Source organism: Limosilactobacillus ingluviei str. Autruche 4 (assembly GCF_000312405.1).
GTDB classification, from domain to species: Bacteria; Bacillota; Bacilli; order Lactobacillales; family Lactobacillaceae; genus Limosilactobacillus; species Limosilactobacillus ingluviei.
In genome coordinates this window covers 169424-189817 of record NZ_HE997174.1, presented here as the reverse complement: position 1 = coordinate 189817, position 20394 = coordinate 169424, and the positions used below count along the sequence as shown (strand labels likewise).

The 20394-nt window shown below is 52.0% G+C and carries 18 protein-coding genes; 3 read left to right on the top strand and 15 right to left on the bottom strand.

From position 1 onward, the window contains the following. Positions 1-187: 187 nt before the first annotated feature. The 11 genes from BN54_RS06625 to BN54_RS06575 all read right to left on the bottom strand — a co-directional run bounded on the left by BN54_RS06625 (position 188) and on the right by BN54_RS06575 (position 11929). Positions 188-964 (bottom strand): DUF1129 domain-containing protein, encoded by a 777-nt coding sequence (locus tag BN54_RS06625; RefSeq protein WP_019206390.1) that lies wholly within the window; start codon positions 962-964, stop codon positions 188-190. Positions 965-1003: 39 nt separating this feature from the next. Next, complete coding sequence (gene ychF, locus BN54_RS06620; protein WP_019206389.1) at positions 1004-2101, bottom strand: redox-regulated ATPase YchF; 1098 nt, start codon at positions 2099-2101, stop codon at positions 1004-1006. A 23-nt stretch (positions 2102-2124) separates the two neighbouring features. Next, positions 2125-2325: a DUF951 domain-containing protein gene (locus tag BN54_RS06615; protein WP_019206388.1), complete on the bottom strand. Its 201-nt coding sequence runs from the start codon at positions 2323-2325 to the stop codon at positions 2125-2127. A gap of 30 nt (positions 2326-2355) precedes the next feature. Beyond that, on the bottom strand, positions 2356-3234 hold the full coding sequence (locus BN54_RS06610) for a ParB/RepB/Spo0J family partition protein (protein WP_019206387.1): 879 nt from the start codon (positions 3232-3234) through the stop codon (positions 2356-2358). After that, positions 3234-4181, bottom strand: coding sequence for a ParB/RepB/Spo0J family partition protein (locus BN54_RS06605; protein WP_019206386.1), 948 nt, complete (start codon positions 4179-4181; stop codon positions 3234-3236). Before BN54_RS06605 ends, BN54_RS06610 begins: the two co-directional genes overlap by 1 nt. A gap of 32 nt (positions 4182-4213) precedes the next feature. Continuing rightward, entirely contained in the window at positions 4214-4945 is a 732-nt protein-coding gene (gene rsmG / locus BN54_RS06600; protein WP_019206385.1) for a 16S rRNA (guanine(527)-N(7))-methyltransferase RsmG, read from the bottom strand. 160 nt (positions 4946-5105) lie between these two features. Beyond that, on the bottom strand, positions 5106-6020 hold the full coding sequence (rihC, locus tag BN54_RS06595) for a ribonucleoside hydrolase RihC (RefSeq protein WP_019206384.1): 915 nt from the start codon (positions 6018-6020) through the stop codon (positions 5106-5108). Positions 6021-6146: 126 nt separating this feature from the next. Then, entirely contained in the window at positions 6147-7364 is a 1218-nt protein-coding gene (locus BN54_RS06590; protein ID WP_019206383.1) for a NupC/NupG family nucleoside CNT transporter, read from the bottom strand. A gap of 726 nt (positions 7365-8090) precedes the next feature. Then, a complete protein-coding gene (locus tag BN54_RS06585; RefSeq protein ID WP_019206382.1) occupies positions 8091-9437 on the bottom strand; it encodes an amino acid permease in 1347 nt (448 codons plus the stop codon). Between the two features lie 290 nt (positions 9438-9727). Beyond that, positions 9728-10471 carry an amino acid ABC transporter ATP-binding protein gene (locus tag BN54_RS06580; RefSeq protein ID WP_019206381.1) on the bottom strand — a complete coding sequence of 248 codons (744 nt, stop codon included), beginning with the start codon at positions 10469-10471 and terminating at the stop codon, positions 9728-9730. Between the two features lie 3 nt (positions 10472-10474). Beyond that, positions 10475-11929, bottom strand: a complete 1455-nt coding sequence (locus BN54_RS06575) for an ABC transporter substrate-binding protein/permease (RefSeq protein WP_019206380.1) — start codon at positions 11927-11929, stop codon at positions 10475-10477. Positions 11930-12391: 462 nt separating this feature from the next. Here BN54_RS06575 and tyrS point away from each other — a divergent pair, with 462 nt between their 5' ends. After that, a complete protein-coding gene (gene tyrS / locus BN54_RS06570; RefSeq protein WP_019206379.1) occupies positions 12392-13642 on the top strand; it encodes a tyrosine--tRNA ligase in 1251 nt (416 codons plus the stop codon). 797 nt (positions 13643-14439) lie between these two features. Here the strand turns inward: tyrS and BN54_RS06565 are convergent. From BN54_RS06565 to BN54_RS06555, 3 genes are read right to left on the bottom strand one after another with little or no spacing between them, the layout of a single operon-like run. Next, entirely contained in the window at positions 14440-15966 is a 1527-nt protein-coding gene (locus BN54_RS06565) for an ABC transporter permease/substrate-binding protein (RefSeq protein ID WP_019206378.1), read from the bottom strand. Between the two features lies 1 nt (position 15967). Beyond that, positions 15968-16888, bottom strand: a complete 921-nt coding sequence (locus BN54_RS06560) for an ATP-binding cassette domain-containing protein (protein WP_019206377.1) — start codon at positions 16886-16888, stop codon at positions 15968-15970. Beyond that, positions 16885-17328 carry an Rrf2 family transcriptional regulator gene (locus BN54_RS06555; protein WP_040470004.1) on the bottom strand — a complete coding sequence of 148 codons (444 nt, stop codon included), beginning with the start codon at positions 17326-17328 and terminating at the stop codon, positions 16885-16887. Before BN54_RS06555 ends, BN54_RS06560 begins: the two co-directional genes overlap by 4 nt. Before the next feature lie 143 nt (positions 17329-17471). Here BN54_RS06555 and BN54_RS09855 point away from each other — a divergent pair, with 143 nt between their 5' ends. Continuing rightward, positions 17472-18341, top strand: coding sequence for an NmrA family NAD(P)-binding protein (locus BN54_RS09855; protein ID WP_019206375.1), 870 nt, complete (start codon positions 17472-17474; stop codon positions 18339-18341). 254 nt (positions 18342-18595) lie between these two features. Then, a complete protein-coding gene (gene trpS / locus BN54_RS06545) occupies positions 18596-19618 on the top strand; it encodes a tryptophan--tRNA ligase (protein WP_019206374.1) in 1023 nt (340 codons plus the stop codon). Between the two features lie 70 nt (positions 19619-19688). Here the strand turns inward: trpS and BN54_RS09850 are convergent, their stop codons facing one another. Next, the gene (locus BN54_RS09850) at positions 19689-20345 is read right to left on the bottom strand and encodes a YdeJ family lipoprotein (RefSeq protein ID WP_019206373.1); all 657 of its coding nucleotides are present in this window, start codon (positions 20343-20345) and stop codon (positions 19689-19691) included. Between the last annotated feature and the right edge of the window lie 49 nt (positions 20346-20394).

Here is a 20394-nt window from a genome sequence, read left to right as displayed (position 1 = left end):
GAAAAGTTTTCGTCTTCCCCCGAAGTTAGGCGTCAGGGTTCAACCGCGGCTCTTCGCGGCTAGTTTGTTCGGTCTTACGGCTGTTGGCAAGGAAGCTGTGGCAATTGTTTAAGGTAACGTTCGGCCTCCCAATTAGAAACGGGCTGACGAATCAGTTACAACTGCTCGTCAGCCCGTTAGTTATCAATTAGCGTTTGTTTTGCCGTGGTTGGCCCCCAAACAGGGCGTTGGCAATGTTGAACTTGGTCCGTAAGTACAGGTCCCCAGCAAAGGCCGCCAGCCCGAGGATTACGTAGGCCCACTTGTTCAGCTGTGGGTTGATCGCATCCGGCAGCATCGTCGCCAGCCCGTAGACGGCCATCCAAGTGACCAGCCCGAGGACAATCACACTGACCCGGTACCACATTGGCCGCTTTTCTTGGCTCCCATCGGCCTTGACTTTGGGCCGAATCATCTTCATCAAGAAGCCGAATAAGGCCCCCCCGGCCAAGGCTACCAGGATAATTGCCGTAATCCCGGCGTTCCCGTTATGCGACTGCATTGACAAGGCCTTCGGTGAAGTAAAGGCTAAGACCCCGAACATGATTGCAAAGATGGCGAAGAACATCAAGGCGTTGTCGGCCGCCAACAACCAGGTATTGGTATTAACTTGGCGTTCCACTTCTTCTTTCTTCGGGTGCAGCAACTCGTGGGCGTAGGCCATCGGGGTCCCAAACAACCCCTTGGCGGTCTTAGCGTCCTTTTGCCCTGCCAATAATTGCTCAACCGTGGCTTGCAGCCATTCGGCCTTCTTGTCGGCGGGCGCGCCCTGGGCTTCCAATTGCTTGTTCAATTGGAACATAAACTCTTCGTTCTTGCGGGTCAGCCCGGCATCCGCAAAGGCCCGCCCGGTTGCTTGTTGGGCCGCCTTGTGGTGTTGTTTTTGCCGCTGGCCCGCCGCGGCATTGCGTGGTTGTTCACTCAAAAGTTTTCTCCCCTTGTTCGTTAATTTCTCTGTACCTGCTTAGACATTGAAGCGGAATTCCACGATATCCCCGTCTTGCATGACATAGTCTTTCCCTTCCAAACGCAGCTTCCCGGCTTCTTTAACCTTCGCCGGGGACCCGTATTCATCCAGATCGGCAAAGGACATCACTTCGGCCCGGATAAAGCCCCGTTCAAAATCGGAGTGAATAATCCCGGCCGCTTGTGGCGCCTTGGTCCCGCGCTTAAAGGTCCAAGCCCGGGTTTCCTTGCCCCCGGCCGTAAAGAAGGTTTCTAAGCCCAAGAGCTTGTAAGCAGCCCGAATCAGCCGGTTCAGCCCTGGTTCTTCGACGCCTTCCATTTCCAAGAAGTCCTTCTTTTCGTCATCGTCCATTTCCGCGATCTGTTCTTCCGCGGCAGCAGACACCCCGATCACTTCACCTTCGCCGTTGACGTGTTCGCGAATCGCCGCCATGTACTTGTTGCCATCGGGATCAGCCATGTCATCTTCGGCAATGTTGGCGACATACAAAATCGGCTTGGTCGTCAACAAGAAGAGTCCCTTGACAATCTTCTTTTCGTCATCGGAAAAATCAATCGTCCGCGCACTCTTGCCGTCTTCTAAGACCGGCTTGAGCTTTTCTAGGACCGCCAGTTCGGCCAAAGCGTCCTTGTCGCGCCCCTTAGCGGCCCGTTGCACCTTGGCCAACCGGTTGTTGACGGCCTCTAAGTCGGCCATGATCAATTCCAGGTTGATCGTATCAATATCATCAATCGGGTCGACTTTCCCGGTCACGTGGGTAATATCATCATCATCAAAGGCCCGGACCACGTGCACGATTGCGTCAGTTTGGCGAATATTTTCCAAGAACTTGTTACCCAGGCCTTCCCCCTTGGACGCCCCCTTGACGATCCCGGCAATATCGGTAAATTCAAAGGTCGTCGGCACGATCTTTTGGGCCGGAATCAATTCATCAATCCGGGCCAAGCGGTCGTCGGGGACTTCCACCATCCCCACGTTGGGTTCAATCGTGGCAAAGGGGTAGTTGGCCATTTCCGCCCCGGCCTTGGTAATCGCGTTAAAAAGGGTTGACTTCCCGACGTTTGGCAACCCGACAATCCCTGCAGTTAATGACATAATTTAATCCTTCCTTTTTCGCCTTAGGCCTCTTGGTCCGCGGCTTTTTCCAATACTTTCTTGATCCGTTTGTTAAAGTGGTAGCGGTCCATCATCACGATATGCCCGCACCCCGTACACTCAATTTTCATGTCGGCGCCGACCCGGATGATTTTCCACCGGTTGACCCCACACGGGTGTTGCTTTTTCATCATCACGATGTCGTTCAATTCGTAATCCAGCATCTCGCTTCCCCCTTCTCTTCGTTGCCTAGCTTAATCAAAACTGACGCCCAATAAGGCCAGCAGTCGGTTTAATTCATCCGCCGATTGGTACGGAATTTCAATCTTACCCCGGTGCGGCTGCGTCCCACTAAAGGCGACCTTGGTGCCAAAGCGCCGTTGCAATTGATCCGCAGCTTCCTTCAGGTAAGGATCGACTGGCGCTGCGGGGCGAGGAGCCTGCGGTTTAGCCGCTGGCTCATTTTGCCGGGCCACCATTTCTTCCAACTGGCGGACCGTCAAGCCTTCCTTGACCGCCCGTTTGGCCAACGCCACTACCGCCGCCTTATCTTTTAAACCCAGGAGGGTCCGGGCTTGGCCCATCGATAATTGTCGCGCTTCCAACAACTCCTTGACGGCCGCTGGCAAGCCCAGCAAGCGGAGGTAGTTGGCAATGTAGGGCCGTGACTTGCCCAGGCGGGCGGCGACTTCAGCTTGGGTCAAGTGCAGCTTGTCGAGCAACATTTGGTAGGCTTGCGCTTCTTCCAGTGGCGTCAGATCTTCGCGTTGCAGGTTTTCCAGCACCGCCACTTCCATCATTGCGGCATCGTCTAAGGGCCGCAAAATCGCTGGAATCGTGGTTTGGTGGGCGATTTCTGAGGCCCGAAAGCGCCGCTCCCCAGCGATTAATTCGTAACGGGCAACCTGCGGATTCGGCTGGCGGACAATCACTGGCTGAAAGACCCCGTTGGCCTGAATCGACTGCGCTAATTCCGCCAGGGCCTCTTGGTCAAAGCTGCGCCGCGGCTGGTAGGGGTTGGGGCGAATGGCCGTTAAGGGGAGGTCAATGACCGTTTCTTGCCCCTGTTCACTTTGCGCCACGAGGGCTGCCATGTGTTTCTTTAACCGTAAACGTTTCTTTCCCTTTGCCATTACTTTTCTCCATCCTGGTGATCCGTTGCTTGCGGCTTGACCGTAATCGTCAGCTGGTAACCATCCGTTAGCTTCTTTTGCCGCACCGTGGTCTTAAAGCCGTTGTCCTTGACTAATTTCACCGATTTTTTAATCGTATTCAGGGCAATTTGCGGATCGCTGACGCTGATCTTAGCCTTCTTTTTTGGCGTGGCTTTTTTAGCTTGGGGTTGCTTAACCGGAGCGGGGGCGGCGGCTGGGGTTCGCGCGGCCGAAGCTGGTGCCGGGGTAGTTGGGGCCGCGGAAGCCGCCGGGGTTGGTAACACTTCCCCTTGCAATGCGGCGACCGCTTCTTCCGTTTGCCGAACCGTCAGCTTTTCATTGACCACCCGCATTAAGAGCTTACGTTGTTGGTCGTCGGTCAAACCGAGTAAGGCCCGGCCGTGCCGTTCGGTAATCAAGCCATCCAAAATTGCGTTTTGCACCGGTTCAATCAGGTTTAACAAGCGCAACTTGTTGGCGACCGCCGATTGGCTCTTGCCCACCCCTTTGGCCAAGGCAACTTGGGTCAGGTTGTTGAGGTCCATCAGCTTCTTGTAGGCCCGCGCTTCTTCGACCGAACTCAATTGTGAGCGTTGCAAGTTTTCAATCAGCGCCAAGGAAGCGGACTCCTTGTCGCTCATCTTTTCAACAATTGCCGGAGCGGCTTCCCAGCCCAACAATTCCATCGCGCGGAACCGCCGTTCTCCGGCAATGATTTCATACTTAGCCACCTTGTATTCGCGTAAAATAATTGGCTGCAAGAGGCCGTGTTCTTCAATGGTATGAGCTAACTCTTGGATTTGAACCTTATCAAAGACTTGGCGCGGTTGATAGCGGTTGGGTTCAATCTGCTTGAGGGGAATCTCCACCACTTGATTTTTGGTATTGGCCGCCTTGGCGCCAAAGTTAAACAATGAAAATGCCATCTTTTCCTCCCTATGCTTGCTTCTTAACCAATCTAAGCCAATAGCTTTTTGGCCGGCAACCCGGGCCGTCGCGGATACTTTTGGGGGGTGGCGGCGACCTTATCAATAATAATCAGGTTGCGTTGTTCTGGTTCCGGCTGGGTTGGCAAGACCAGTTGCATCGTCGAACTGACCTGACCCCCCAGGGTTTGAATGGCGCCTTGGGCCGCTTGCAGTTCATCCTCGGCCGCCGCCGCCTTGTACGCTAAGAATTCGCCGCCAACCTTGACCGCCGGCAGGCAAAGCTCACTCAAGACACTCAAACGAGCCACGGCCCGGGCCGTTACCAAATCAAATTGTTCCCGGTAACTACTTTGCTTGGCACTGAATTCTTCGGCACGCCCGTGCACCAATTCGACGCCCGTTAGCCCTAACTTAGCCACCAAGGCCCGCAAAAAGTCAATCCGCTTATTCAAAGAGTCCACGATCGTGACCTGGAGCTGGGGAAAGGCAATCTTTAGCGGCAAGGACGGGAACCCCGCCCCGGCCCCAATATCACACAGGTGCCACGGCTGGTCTTTCAACTGCGGTTCAGCAAAGGCCCCCATCAAGGAATCATAAAAGTGCTTGAGGTAAACATCTTCCTTGGCCGTAATCCGGGTCAGGTTCAGGTGTTGATTAACTTCAATTAAGTATTGATAGTATTGTTCAAACTGCGCCATTTGGTCGGCACTCAGGTTAACGCCCATTTGTGCCAAGGCGGCTTGAAATTGTTCTGGCTTCATTTACTTCGTCCTTTCCGTGGAACATTCAGTGTTTCACGTTCTTTGATAACTTTATCTTATTTCCCACCCCAATTCAACTCCTGACGCCATTTCCCAGGAAATAATCTCAATATGTAAAAAGCTCCGCCCAATTGGCAGAGCTTCGCGATCCCCGTTCGGTTTACTTCATGTGGGAAACTTCATCCAGGAACCATTGGTTAAAGGCAGCGGCATCGATATCAACGCAGACCTTGGCGTTGGTCTTCCCATCGTGGTAAGCCCCCCGGATGTCGGCCACCATTCCCCCGATCGCCGGCCCGGAAGTTTGAATATCTACCCACAGATCCTTAGTTTGGTAAGCTTCTGGGTGTAACAGGTAGAAGATGGTGTTGACGTCGTGCATCGGGTGCCCTGCTTCCGTAACGTCATTGTAGTTGTTGATCAAGCCGTAAAGCATCTTCCCGGTTTCATTCATGTCCTTGAGTTGGTTCAAGGTAGCAGGAGTGATCAAGGCCTTCAGCGTCACGTCGAGCCCAACCGTCACGATTGGAACCCCGGACTTGTACATAATTTCCGCCGCGTCTGGGTCGGTAAAGACGTTGAATTCGGCAATGCTGGTCATGTTCCCACCAGAGATGGAGCCCCCCATCGCCACGATTTCCTTAATGTGGGACTTCACTTCTGGGTATTGTTTGAAGAGCAAAGCAATGTTGGTATATGAACCCGTTGGGACCAAGATCACTTCGTCTTCCGCCATAATTGCATCGTGCAAGGCCTCAACGGCGGACTTGGCAATTGGTTCACCATAGTCATCCCCAAAGTCATAACCTTCCATCCCGGACGCCCCGTGAATCCGCGCCGCATCTTCAAACGGCTTGATCAGCGGTTCCTTAGCCCCTGCGGCAACCGGAATTTCTTGGTCTTTACCAAAGAAGTGCACAATCTTCAAGGCGTTGGCCGTCGTCTTATCAACCGTCACGTTCCCGGCCACGGCCGTGATCAGCTTCAGGTCGATTTCCGGATCATTGATCGCCATTGTCAAAGCAGCAGCGTCATCAATCCCTGGGTCAGTATCCATAATAATCTTCATCGTCATCAGAACTACTCCTTTTTGCTTGTCCGGCTGCAAAACCGGTTCACCCGGGCTTCACTTTTGCAACCGCTTTTAAATTTTCAGTCAAAGAAAGGGCCGCTAAACAGCAGCCCTATGCTTATGCCATGATTACCATACAAAGAGGCCAACAAAGGCTGCTGAAAGCAGAGATACTAAGATCCCGGACAGCAGAAGGTAACCAACGTTTTGTGCGATGTAGTCGTTGTCTTCCTTACCAACCAGACCTTTGAAGGCCCCGATGATCATCCCCAGGGTCCCAAAGTTAGCAAAGGAAGTGATAAAGGTGGTCAAAACAGCCTTCAAGTGTTCTGGGTAGTGCGCGATGGTACTCGTAACTTCACCCATAACAACGAATTCGTTGGTAACCAACTTCATCCCCATGTATTGTGCCAATTTCCAAGCTTGGTCGAGCGGCAAGCCCATCAACCAGGAGAATGGGAACATGATAACCCCCAGGATCGCTTCCAAGGAGATTGGCTTGCCACCCAGCGGCTTGCCGAAGAGGGCCAAGAGGGCGTCGATCAAAGCAGCCAAGGCCACAAAGGCAACCACGTTGGCAATGATGATCAAGATCAGCTTACCAGCGCCCAAGATGGAGTCACCCAAGAAGCTGAAGAATGGTTCCTTCTTCCCGTTTTCGTTGGTCTTCACCGTTTCAATCGTATCTTCTTCTTCAGACACGGTCACTGGATTCAACATACTCGTCGCAATCAAGGAGTTCACGATGTTGATCGGCACCGCCGCCAGGATGAATTGCCCTGGCATCATGGCGATGTAGGCCCCTAAAATGGAAGCCGTCACACAACTCATGGACATCATGGCGATCGTCAAGTTCCGTTCCTTGGTCATCTTGCGCAGTTGCGTCCCGGAAATGGCCAGCACTTCCGTGTTCCCTAAGAACATCATTTCAACGGCAAAGAAGGATTCGAACTTTGGTTGACCCGTCAGGAAGGACAAGCCCTTCCCGATCCACTTGATGATCCAAGGTAAGACCCCGATGTAAGTCAGGATGTCAAACATTGGAACAATCATCAATACTGGCATCAGAGCAGAACAAATAAAGTTCAAATTCTTTGCGTCGTACCAACCACCAAGGGCAAACTTGGTCCCTTCGGCAGAAACAGCAACAATCCAGGCAAACCCATCGGCTGCGGCCTTAACCCCGGCCCGCCCAGCAGCAGAACCCGTCAGGAACCAAGCCAACAGCAGGTTCAAAACCACCATGATGGCAATTGCCTTCCAGTTAATCGCCTTCTTGTTCTTGGAGAACAGGAATCCCACACCCAAGAAAACAATCAACCCAAGCACGTTAATTGCAAAATACATGGATCTAACACCTTTCTTAAAAATACATGGAATAAATGCAATTTGTAAGTTCACTAACGCTAAGTAAGCGTTTGCAATAACTTACCACTGCCATTAATATACCGGGTGTTAACAAACTTGTAAACCCACTGAAATCTACCAACTTTGTGAAATTCTCACGGTAGTTTTTCTGAACGTTCGTCGATACACCGTTTTACCCATTGAATGGAACCGCCTCCGTGGCGAGAACGTTTTCACAAAGTCCCGTAAGAAAATTTTAAAATTTTTCTGTCAGGCACCGGTCTAAACCGATTCTACTCGATGAACCCAGCCTACATTGACACAAACATTCTAGCTTTTAACCAGCAGTTTTTCCGGGCAACGCAAAACCACCCCGCTTGGTAGCCAAACGGGGTGGTTACGGGGAAAGACTAAGTGCCGTTGCGGTAGTAATATCATTTGAATCATCAATTATCTTAAAACTTTAACTTGCCAAATCATCTCGCATGTTAAGGGGGTCATGCCCTAGATAAGATTACAGACACTCGACATTAGTCTTTAGGAATTTAAATGGGTTGGTATGGGGTGAGTTTCGCTTGCGGTATCCAAGCTAATCTTCTTGGCAACGGTTTCAGCTTTCCTCACTGTTAGTATATGATAACTGAATCAAAAGGTCTAACAAAACGCCTTGCCTCCGCCCCAATTTTTTTGCAAAAAAACGCCCCACAACCGTGAGACGTTGCGAAATTATTTACTCCACTTCCGCGAGACCACAAAGAGGACCACGAAAAAGAGCAGCGAAATGATCAAGGATAACCGGGTCGCCGGAATAAAGAGCAAGATGATCAAAACGCCAATGAAAAAGGCGATCGTCAACCAGCTGGTGTAAGGAAAACCCGGCATGGCAAATTGGTTGCCGGCCGGGTGCTGGGCCCGGTATTTGATGTGGCACCACAAAATGATCAACCACACGATGATGAAATTAATCGTTGAGACCCCGGAAATCAAATTAAAGATTCCCGCTGGCACGATGTAGGTTAAGATCACGACCACAAAGAGAATTAATGAAGAAAAGCGCATCGCTTTGACCGGGACCGCCTGCCGACTCAGTTCTTGAAAGGCCTTGGGACCGTTACCCCCTTGGGCTAAGGAGTACAAGGACCGGCTGGTCGAAAAGATCGAACTGTTCGTCGCCGACATCGCGGCTGTCAAGACGACAAAGTTCAAGATCCCCGCCGCTCCGGTGATTCCAATCCCCGCAAAGACCTGCACGAAGGGACTGGAACTGACCTTGATGTCGTGCCAGGGGTAAACGGCCATGATCGCCAGCATCGAACCGATGTAAAAGAGCCCAATCCGGACCGGCAAGGTGTTGATCGCCTTGGGGATGTCTTCATCCGGGTTGGCGGTCTCCCCGGCCGTCAAGCCGACCATTTCAATCCCGACAAAGGCAAAGACCACCATTTGAAAGGACATCAAGAACCCCACGGCCCCCTTGGGGAAGAAGCCCCCGTAGTTAACCAAGTTGGCCAGGCTGGCCGGACCACTGGCGGTCTTGGTGTGCAAAGCGACCATCGCCAAGCCGACCACGATCAAGGCCACAATCGCCAGCACCTTGATCATCGAAAACCAGGTTTCTAATTCACCAAACAAACCAACGTTGATCATATTTACCAACATCAACAAGAGTAAGATTACCAATGGTCCCACCCACTGGGGCAGGCCGGGGAACCAGTATTGCAAGTAAATCCCGGTGGCCGTCAGGTCGGCCATCGCCAACGTCAGCCAACAAGACCAATAGGCCCACCCGGCGACAAATTCCATCCGGTCCCCCAAGTATTCCTTGACTGAATCAATGAAGGAATGCTTGGACGGGTCCGCCAACAGCAGTTCCCCTAACGCCCGCATCATAAAGAAACAAAAAATCCCGACGATCAGGTAGGTCAAAATAATTGAGGGCCCCGCCGCTTGGATCGCACTCCCGGACCCTAAAAACAACCCGGTCCCAATCGCGCCCCCGATGGCAATCATCGTAATGTGGCGACTCTTTAACGCCCGCGACAAGTGCTGCTCTTTCGTATGTTCTTGTGCCATAAGCTTCGCTCCTCTCTTTGCCAGGTAAATGAAAATTAAAAACGCCCCCAGCTTCATCAGCCAGGGACGTTGATCACGCGGTTCCACCCAAGTTTAAGGTCTAAGCAGACCTCCTCTTGGTCGATATTGGAACCACCCATTTTTTACTCTCAATGCCATGGGCCAATCGCCGGTTTACAGCTCCCCCGGCTCTCTGGAGATTGGCAACGTTAATTTCATTCAATGCTCAACTGCGCAGTTGATGTTCCCCATTATAACGGTTTGCTTGCAATTGTCAAACGCTCAGCAGGTTAAACATTCAAGACTTTGTCCAAGAAACTCTTGGTATCAGGCTGTTGCGGGTGATCAAAGATTTCTTCGGGCGTCCCTTGTTCTTTAATCACGCCATCGTGGAAGAAGACGACCCGGTCGGCCACCCGCTTGGCAAAGCCCATTTCGTGGGTCACGACCACCATCGTCATCCCTTCTTTAGCCAGGGCTTGCATCACTTCCAATACGTCACCGACCATTTCCGGGTCTAGGGCGCTGGTCGGTTCGTCAAACAGCATCACATCGGGTTTCATCGCCAAGGCACGGGCGATGGCGACCCGTTGCTTTTGCCCCCCGGACAAAGTCGTCGGGTTGACATCGGCCTTATCTTTCAGGCCCACAATGTCTAAGTAATGCAAAGCCGCCGTCCGCGCTTCTTCCTTGCTCATCTTATTTAGCTGCACCGGAGCCAACATGATGTTTTCGGCCACCGACATGTTAGGGAACAAATTGAAGTGTTGGAAGACCATCCCGATGTTTTGGCGCACCAAGTCAATGTTGGTCTTTTTGTCGGCAATGTCGTATCCGTCCACGTAGACGTGGCCGCGGTTCGGTTCTTCCAGCTTGTTTAAGCAGCGCAAGAAGGTACTCTTCCCACTCCCCGACGGGCCGATCATGCAGACCACTTCGTTGGGTTTGACGTTGAGACTAATCCCCTTTAAGACCTCATTATCGCCGTAACTCTTGTGGAGGTCTTGGACTTGAATTTTGTATTGTTTATCCATAATTTAGGCCAACTTTCTTTGTACGTAATTCGATAACCAAGTCAACAGTGTAATGATCACGATGTAGATGACCCCAATGATCAGCCACATCTTGAACCCTTCCATGTTCCGGGAAATGATCACCGTCCCAGTTTGGGTCAGTTCCATCACCCCGATCGCCGACAGGATCGACGTATCCTTGAGGGTAATAATAAATTGGTTGACCAAAGATGGCACCATGATCTTGATCCCTTGTGGCATGATAACCTTCCGCAGGGCCTTACCGTACGGCAACCCTAAGGAACGGGCCGCTTCCCATTGGCCACGATCGACGGCCTTAAAGCCCCCTTTGACGATCGCCCCAACGTAGGCCCCTTCATCTAACATCAAGGTCAAGACCCCGGCGGTAAACAGCGGAACCTTGTGGCCAATCACACTTGGCATCCCAATGTAAATAAAGAAGGCCAGCACGATCATTGGCATCCCCCGGAAAATGTAGATGATCGTCGCCGACAACCACGGGAAGAACTTCCCGTCGGCAATTCCCATCACCCCGAGGACGACCCCGAAGACCAGGGCTAACGCCGCCCCGACCAACGTCAGTTCCAGCGTGGCGACTAACCCATCCCACAGGGCACCCTTATTCGCCTTCAACAGACCCATGATCGTCCGTTGCGCAGCGCCGTCCGTCTTGGTCCCGGAACCCTTGGTGTACTTATCAAGCAGCTTTTGCATCCGGCCGGTCTTTTCCATCCAGGTAATCCCGTCATTGAGCTTTTGGAGCAATTCTTGGTTTTGCCCCTTCTTGACCCCCATTGCCACTGGTTGGGAATCAACGGCCTTGGTGATCACCTTCAGCTTCATCCCGTTACGAATCCCGTACCGCAAGACGGGTTCGTCATCAAAGGTCGCGGCTGAATTACCGTTTTGAACATCGGACCACATTGTGTTGTCCGTCTTGTAGTACTTAAGCTTAAAGCCGTACTTTTTGGCAATCGACTTGGCATAAATTGCCCCGCTGGTCCCGGCTTTGACCGCGACCGTCTTGCCCTTCAGATCCTTCATCGACTTGATCGGGCCATCTTGGGCGACGGCCATCACAACCCCCGAGTCGTAGTAAGACTTGGTGAAATCAATCGTGGCCTTCCGTTCATCAGTCACGCTCATCCCACCCATTGAAGCATCAATCTGCCCGGCTTGCAGGGCCGTCAAGGTCGCATCAAAGCTCATCACCTTGAGGTTGTACTTGAAGCCTTCGTGCTTGGCAATCTGTTGAAGCATTTCAATTTCGATCCCCGGGTTCTTGCCTGTATAAGTCCCCTTGTTGTTAGGAATTTCAAAGGGTTCGAAACTGTCTACAGTCCCAATCGTGTAGGTTGGTTCAGCCGCGTGGACCGGCTGGGCGTGGCCCAACCCCACTCCAATCCCGACGGCAACCGTCAGTCCCATCAGCATGTTTCTCAGCCAATGTTTGCTCATTTTGCGCCACGCTCCTTTACTTAATTTTCTTAATTTTTGTCGTTGGGTAATACTCTAGCACGGCCCGCGTCCAATTGTAATAAAGCCCATCAGATTGCGTTAATTAAAAAGCCGTAATCATTTTCTCACCACTTTTTCAAAATTATTCCGCGTTTTTACTTAACTTTTTTAAGCGCACCAATTAGAGTTGACAGCCCGCCCTAAACAGTGTTTAATGAGCTTAATCAGATTGCATCTCAGTAGGTGGCGGTTCCCTGGTCCAGAGAGTTGGCGGACGCTGCAAGCCAACCCACAGCCGTACAGTGAATTACAATGCAATTTTTTCAGTACAAAGCGGTTGAAATGAAGGCACGCACCAGCGTGTAAAATTGGGTGGTACCACGATCACAATCGTCCCAAGGCATAGCCTTGGGGCGATTTTTCATTGCAACCGCAATGCAATTACAAACGGAGGATTTTACCATGAACATTGTCGATGAACTCAAGTGGCGCGGCGCCTTAAACCAAGTCACGGACGAAGAGGGCTTAAAGGCCCTGACGGAAGAAAAGCAAATCAGCCTCTACTGCGGGACGGACCCGACGGGCGACTCATTGCACATCGGGCACTTGATTCCCTTCATGATGCTGAAACGCTTCCAGTTGGCGGGTCACCACCCGGTCATCATCATCGGGGGTGGGACCGGTGCGATTGGGGATCCGTCGGGCCGCAAGACCGAACGGACCCTGCAGACCGAATCGCAGTTGGAACACAACAAAAAGGCCTTAACGGCGCAAATGGTCAAGTTGTTTGGGACGGAAAACTTCACGATTGTCGACAACTACGAATGGTTAAGCCAATTTACGATGATCGACTTCCTGCGTGACTTTGGGAAGCTCTTTAACGTCAACACGATGTTAAACAAGGAAGTCGTCGCTTCCCGGCTGGCCTCCGGGATTTCCTTTACCGAATTTACCTACCAAATCCTGCAAGCAGTCGACTTCTTACACCTCTACCGCCACAACGACGTGCAATTGGAAATCGGGGGCTCGGACCAGTGGGGGAACATCACGGCCGGCATCGACCTGATTCACCGGACTGAAGGCGCGGACGCCAAGGCCTACGGGCTGACGATCCCATTGATGCTTAAGGCCGACGGGACCAAGTTTGGGAAGACGGCCGGGGGCGCGGTCTGGTTGGATGAAAAGAAAACCTCGCCGTACGAATTCTACCAATTCTGGCTCAACCAAGACGACCGCGACGTGGTCAAGTACCTCAAGTACTTCACCTTCCTCAGCCACGAAGAAATCGACGACCTGGCGGAAAAAGTCGCCAACGAACCATGGAAGCGGGAAGCTCAAAAGCGCTTAGCCGCCGAAGTCACGACCTTTGTCCACGGAGAAGCTGCGACCCAACAAGCAATCAAGATTTCCCAATTGCTCTTCTCTGGCAACGTCCAAGACCTGAGCGTGGACGAAGTCGAACAAGCCTTTGCCGGGACGCCATCCGTCACAGTCAGCGCAAACGAAGCCAACATCATCGACTGGCTGGTCGACACGAAGATTGAACCATCTAAGCGGCAAGCCCGCGAAGATGTCAAGAACGGGGCCATCCGGATCAACGGGGCCAAGGTCACCGACGAAAGTGTGACGATCAACCCGGCCGACCACTTTGACGGCAAGTACGTGATCGTCCGGCGTGGCAAGAAGAACTACACCTTAGCCAAAGTGGACTAATTATTCCCCGGGAAATACCTATTCAAGTAAAAATGCCTGGCCTGCAAGGGGCCGGGCTTTTTTGCTTGCTGAACCGTGCGGGATCAGCTTCAATCGCAATAATTGTCTTTTATGCAAGACTATTTTGCCGATTTTTTGCCTAACAAGAAAGACAAAAAATGCGGAAAATAGGTTTTATATAGCCTAAGCTCCCTCAAAATATCTGCCCCGCCGAAAGAATTTAAAAAGATGGCATCACGATCCAATCGCTACCCCTGGTTAAGTTTCTACTTGCTGACCGCGAAAAACTGTGATAAGTTCGGGCTATAATTTGACCGGGGCCAACCAAACGGAGGTGTGCGAATAAACAAAGTTAAAAACTTCTGCAAAGAACTCTTGGCGGGCTGGTTTCACCTCAGCTGGTTAGGGGCCATGACTGATTTAATTGTTGTTATCTTTCTCACCTTACTTGGCCGGAAACGTAAGTAATCCTGAGGCTAGTGATTTGCCCTTGACCCAAACCAAAAGGCGCTGCGCCCACCCAACTGGTGGTTTAACGCAGCGCCTTTTTAGTCCGCCACCGGGAAGAGTGCCAACCGCTACCACGTCCCCTTCGCCCTCAAGAGCGACCGGGTAAAAATCAAGACGATCTACGCCCGCTAGGCGTTACTTGCGATTACTAAGTTTAATTAAAATCCTAGTCCAATAATAATCCCCCAGCCGTGCTACGATTTGTACATGGTTGGGGGATCTTATTTGCCGTTAAGGTAACGCTTTTAGTTGTCAAAGCGCTAGATGCTTTCTCAATCCGCAAAGCACTACTTCGTTATCAAATGGTGGCTACGCAAGTACTGGTGGGCAACGACACTGGCCTTTTGGTGTTTGACGGTCACCGCATAGTTCATCTCTTGCATCTCGTTGGTCGTAATCTGGCCGGCCAATTTATTCAGTTGCTTGACGACGACGGGATGGGTCTTGGCAAAGCGGGCCTTCATTAATGGCGCCCCTTGGTAAGGCGGAAAAAAATGGCGGTCATCAGCCAGGACGCGCAAATGATATTGACGCAGCTGGGGATCGGTCGTATACCCATCCACCAACTCAACTTTCCCCTGTACCAACGCTTGGTAACGCAAGGTGGGTTCCATCGTTTTAACCGTGCCTACCTTCAAATCGTAAGCTTTTTGCAAACCTAAGTAGCCATCCGGTTGCTGGGCAAAATCCGGATCAAACCCCGCCGTGACAGCAGCCTGTTGTTCAACCAGGTCGCTAATCGTTGCTAACCGGTGTTGCTTAGCAAACGACGCGGTAACTGCCAACGCATAGCCATTTTGGTAGGCCATCGGTTTCAAATAAGTCATCCCCTGGCGGGCCAAATACCGTCGAGCCGCCTGATAGGCCTGATCTGGCGACTTGGGGGTCTGCTTTTGCTTAGCGAGTCCCTCCAAGACAGTCCCGGTAAATTCCGGATAGATATCAATCTGATCCCGTTGTAAGGCCGCATACAAAAAACTAGTCCCGCCGAAATTCGGCTTCAAGACTACTTTAGTCTGAGGAGCCGCCTCCTCAATCAAGTCCTTATACATATGGATCAACAGGTTCGGTTCCCCACCCATCTTACCAGCGATCACAATTGTGTCTGGTCGCGAATGAACTAAATGGCGCTGCACAGTTACGGCCCCACCGCATACAAGCAGCCCCGCCAAAACAACCCCACCAATTTTAAGATTACGGCGTGACTTGCCAACCCATTTCAAAAGCCCCGCGCTAAGCAACGCTAAGAAGGCGGACAAACCAGCCCCTAACAGCAATTCGCCATTATTATTTTGCTGGATTCCTAACAAAATGTAGGTCCCCAGGCCCCCGGCACCAATCAAAGCGGCCAAGGTCGCGGTCCCAATGATCATCACCAAGGCAATCCGCAAACCGGAAAAGATCAAGGGTAACGCTAATGGCAATTCATAGCGTTTTAGCCGCGTCCACCACGACAAGCCAAAGGCCAACCCCGCTTCTTCCAATTGCGGATCAATCGTGGTCAGCCCCGTATAAGCATTTTGGTAAATTGGCATCATGGCATATAGCACCAAAGCGATAACGGCCGGCACAGTTCCAATCCCCACGATTGGAATCAACAGCCCCAGCAGGGCCAAACTCGGGATGGTCTGAAAAATACCGGTAATTTGCAAAATCAGTTCTCCTAACCGCCGGTGATCTTTGAGCGCCATGGCCAAGGGAAGAGCAATCACAGCTGCAATTAACAACGAAACCAAGGACAAGACTAAATGCTGGCCCAGCGCCGCTACCAATTGGTTTTGCTGGTGAGCGATTAATTTCATTAAGGATTGCATCTCACTTTTCCTCTCGTTTCCCTAGGTAGTGCAATAATTTGGCCACTGGCAAACGGTAAGCCTGCTGGGCGATGGAAAAACAAAGCTCCCCGTCACAAACCGGCAAGCGGAGAATTTCTGCCACCGTTGTCACCAGCGGGCCCGCCACGGCCGGTTGAGGTTGCGTCGCCGCCAACAAATCAGTCAGCGTCCCGTAGCGCGGGCGCGCAGAAGCAAAAAAATCACGAACAAAGGCGTTCGCCGGGTGTTCAATGATCTCTTGGGGCGTCCCCACCTGCTGCAGCCGCCCCGCGTTGATTACCCCAATCCGATCGCCCAACCGCAATGCTTCTTGCATGTCATGGGTCACAAACAGAACCGTCATACCGTGTTTAGCATGTAAGGATAAGAGCAAGTCTTGCATTTGGCGGCGTAAAACGGGATCTAAGGCACTAAAGGATTCGTCCATTAAAATCAATTGGGGGTTCGTCGCCAACGCCCGGGCAATGGCAACGCGCTGTTGTTGGCCTCCCGAAAGGGCCGCTGGATAACGAGTTAAGTAATCTTTCTCCTTTAAGCCCACAGCAGCCAATAACTGCCGGGCCTTACGTTTCCGCTCGGCTTTGGAACACCCTTGCTGTTCAAGTTGGATAGTCACGTTGTCGGCAATTGTCAAATTAGGAAAGAGGGACGCCGTCTGCAAAACATACCCCATTGACAAGCGCAACTTAGCCAGGTCACTCGCTGCAACGTCTTGCCCGGCCACTTTAACCTGCCCGCTGGTGGGAACCGTCAGTCGATTTACCATCCGAATCAACGTCGTTTTACCACTCCCGCTTGGTCCCACCAGTACAAATAACTCATGGGCATGGATTTTCAGGTTAATGTCAGTTAAGATTTGGTGGTCACCATACCGCATGCCCACCGTACAGTATTCAATCACTTGCCCGCCTCCTTTTCGGCCTGCCGGACCAGGATCGTATCGATCAGATCTTGCAGGGTAGTTTGTTGTAATTTAGCCTTCGCCGCGACTTCCGCTTGGCGGTAATACTCGGTCAAAGTAGGTTGAATGTTGCCGCCCACAATGCAAGCGGGGTTCGTTTTGGGATCAACCGAAAATAAAGGCTTATCTCCTTCAATCGTTAAGTAGACATCAAGCAAGGTGACCACTTCAGCGGGCTTTTTTAACGTTGGATCCGCAAAACCCGGCACCGTTGTCAATAAGCCGCCCTTTTTTAGCTGGGCCATTAAGCGTCGCACTACCACCGGCGAAGTACCTATGCTCGAAGCGATAGTGTCGCTGGATAATTGGACTTTTTCTTTATATATCACAATAAACGCCAAAATATGAATAGCATCACTGAAGCGCGTTGACATTTTCATTATTAACTCCTGAAACTTTTTTAGTTACACGAATTTTAGCGTCAAAATCCATAATAGTCAATATATATCGCAATTTTAACAGTTAAAAGGCTTTGGAATACAGCGTTGATGAAACTGAAGAAGTTACAGAAGGAGTTAACCACATGCAATACATCATCACGGGCACCACCGGCCATCTTGGACGCCAAATTACCAACCAAATGTTAAAGCGCGTGGCCGCGACCGACTTGATTTTAGCCGTGTACACCCCCGCCAAAGCCATTGATTTTGCCAACGCCGGCCTGACCGTCCGGGCCATTGATTATCAAAATCTCGCTTCTTTGACCACAGCCTTTGCTGGCGGTGACATTTTGATCTACGTGGCTAGCCTGACCTACGATCGGGTCAGCCGCATCCGTGAGCTGGAAAACGTCATTGCTGCTGCGGAAACTGCCGGGGTCCAAAGTATCGTCGCCATGAGTTTTTTTGCCGACCAAACCAATAATCTCTTCACCATGGCCCCTTTTTACGCCTACCTGCCAACCCGCCTGGCCGGCAGCAAATTAAAATATGCCGTCATGCGCAACGCCCTTTACGCCGATCCCTTAATTCCCTACCTGGCTGAATTAATCGCGCGCAAGCACCTGATCTATCCAGTCGGCGATCAGGCCCTGAGTTTTATCAGCCAAGCCGATAGCGCCGAAGCCTTCGCCACCGTCGCTACCACTCCTGCTTTAAGAGATCACGGCCGGCATTTCTTACTCAGCCAACCAAACACCTTCACCATGCCAGAACTGGGGGCCATCATGACCCAAGTTACCGGACATTCAATCGGCTACGCCCCCGTGACCACTGCCGAATTTGCCCAAATCTACGCTGCGGAAGGTGACGGCGCTGAGCTGGCCTCTATGTACCAAGCCGGCGCTCGTGGTTTATTGAACCAACCCAGCCACGACTTTACTGCAATCACTGGTCATGCCCCTACCACCATGGCTGATTTCTTAACGGCAGGGCGGCGCCAAACCCAAATTTAACCTTGCAAAAATCCGCAAACCCACTATAATCAAAATTAATTACTCCCACCGTGAAAAAGTAGCGGCGCCAATTACCAGAGAGAATTCCCTGTGCTGAAAGAATCCACGGCAAAGCCAAATGGGCCACGGTGACAATTAAATCACCCGTAATGAAGTGGCGAAATTTTTCGCAAAGTAGGTGGCACCGCGGTCCAATCGTCCTACTCCCTTTAGGGGAGCGGGGCGATTTTTTAATTGCAGAAAGGAAGATTGAAATGGCAGCAAAGAAAATTGTCTTAACTGGGGACCGGCCGACCGGTAAACTCCACCTCGGTCACTACGTTGGGTCCTTAAAGCAACGGGTTAAAATGCAAAACAGTGGCGACTACGAGCCCTTCATCATGATCGCCGACCAACAGGCTTTAACCGACAACGCCCGCGATCCCGAAAAGGTCCGCAACAGCCTCTTGCAAGTCGCCTTAGACTACTTGGCCGTGGGCCTGGACCCGGCTAAGTCCACCATCTACGTCCAATCCCAAATTCCGGCCCTCTCGGAATTAAATATGTACTACTTAAATTTGGTGACCGTTTCCCGCTTGGAACGCAACCCGACCGTCAAGAGTGAAATCCAACAAAAGAACTTCAACCACTCGATTCCGGCCGGCTTCTTGACCTACCCGGTCAGCCAAGCCGCCGACATCACCGCCTTTAAGGCCGAATTGGTCCCAGTCGGTGACGACCAGGAACCAATGTTGGAACAGACCCGCGAAATCGTCCGCTCCTTTAACGCGATCTACGGGCCGGTCCTGGTCGAACCCCAAGGGATCTTCCCACCCAAAGGTCAAGGCCGGATCCCCGGCTTAGACGGCAACGCCAAGATGAGTAAGTCCTTAGGCAACGCAATTTACCTGGCCGATGACGAAGCGGAATTAAAACGGAAAGTCATGTCGATGTACACCGACCCGCACCACATCCACATCGAAGACCCGGGCCAAGTCGAAGGCAACATGGTCTTTACTTACCTGGACATCTTTGATCCCGACCAAGCCAAAGTCGCGGAGTTAAAAGAACAATACCGCCACGGCGGCCTCGGAGACGTCAAGATCAAGCGCTACTTGCTGGAAGTCTTGCACAACGAACTCGACCCGATCCGGGCACGGCGCGAAGAATTCGCGAAGGATCCAGCGGCCGTCTACGCGATGCTCAAGGCTGGCAGCGACCACGCCAACGAAATCGCCAACCAAACCCTGGCGGAAGTCAAGGACGCGATGGGCATCAACTACTTTAAGAACCTCTAAACCAGGACGGTGGTCAAGTTGGCCACCGTTTTTTGGTACCAAAAAACGGGACCCGCCGGCCCCGTTAACGTTAGAAATCACGCGTCGTCTTCATCAAATCTAACAGCTGCGCACTTGGCGTCTGCACCTTCATGATCGTGGGGTGGTGCATGTAAGCATCGGCTTGGGCCTGGGCCCAGGCATGATCCGTCCCCCAGCGCTGGTCTTGGAAGTGGCTTGGCACCGCAAAGACCCGGACGGTGTTTTCATCAATGACCTGGTAGGTAACCGTCCCGGCGGCGAGCGGCGTGCCGCTGACCGTGTAGGTATGGGCCGGAAAGACGTCCGTTACCCCCTTACCGTAATTGCTGGTGACATTTTTACCACTGACGTCCGTTACGTCAATGTTGGCCAGCTGGTGTTGTTCCAAGGCCGTTTGAATATCGGCTGGCGAGCCATTTTGCAACAAGTAGGTGTAAAAGACCCGGTAACCCAGCGTGGTGGCGTCCTGCGGAGCCTGACTGGTCGCGGCCGATTGGGAATTAGGCGTAGCTGACGAAGCCGCCGGCGCATTCGCGGTGCTCGTCGCCTGACGACTGCTGTGGCTAGCCTTGCTGGACGCCCGGCTGGCCGTGGTCTTGGTAGCCGACTCGCTCTGGCTGGATTGCGACTGGTTGTTGGTATTACCACACGCCGCCAGCCCCACACTTAACCCGAGCACGGCCAAACTTAAGCCAATTTTCTTCATTGTTCATCCCCCCTTGTGTGTTTAATTTTACCATGATTAACGCCGCGAT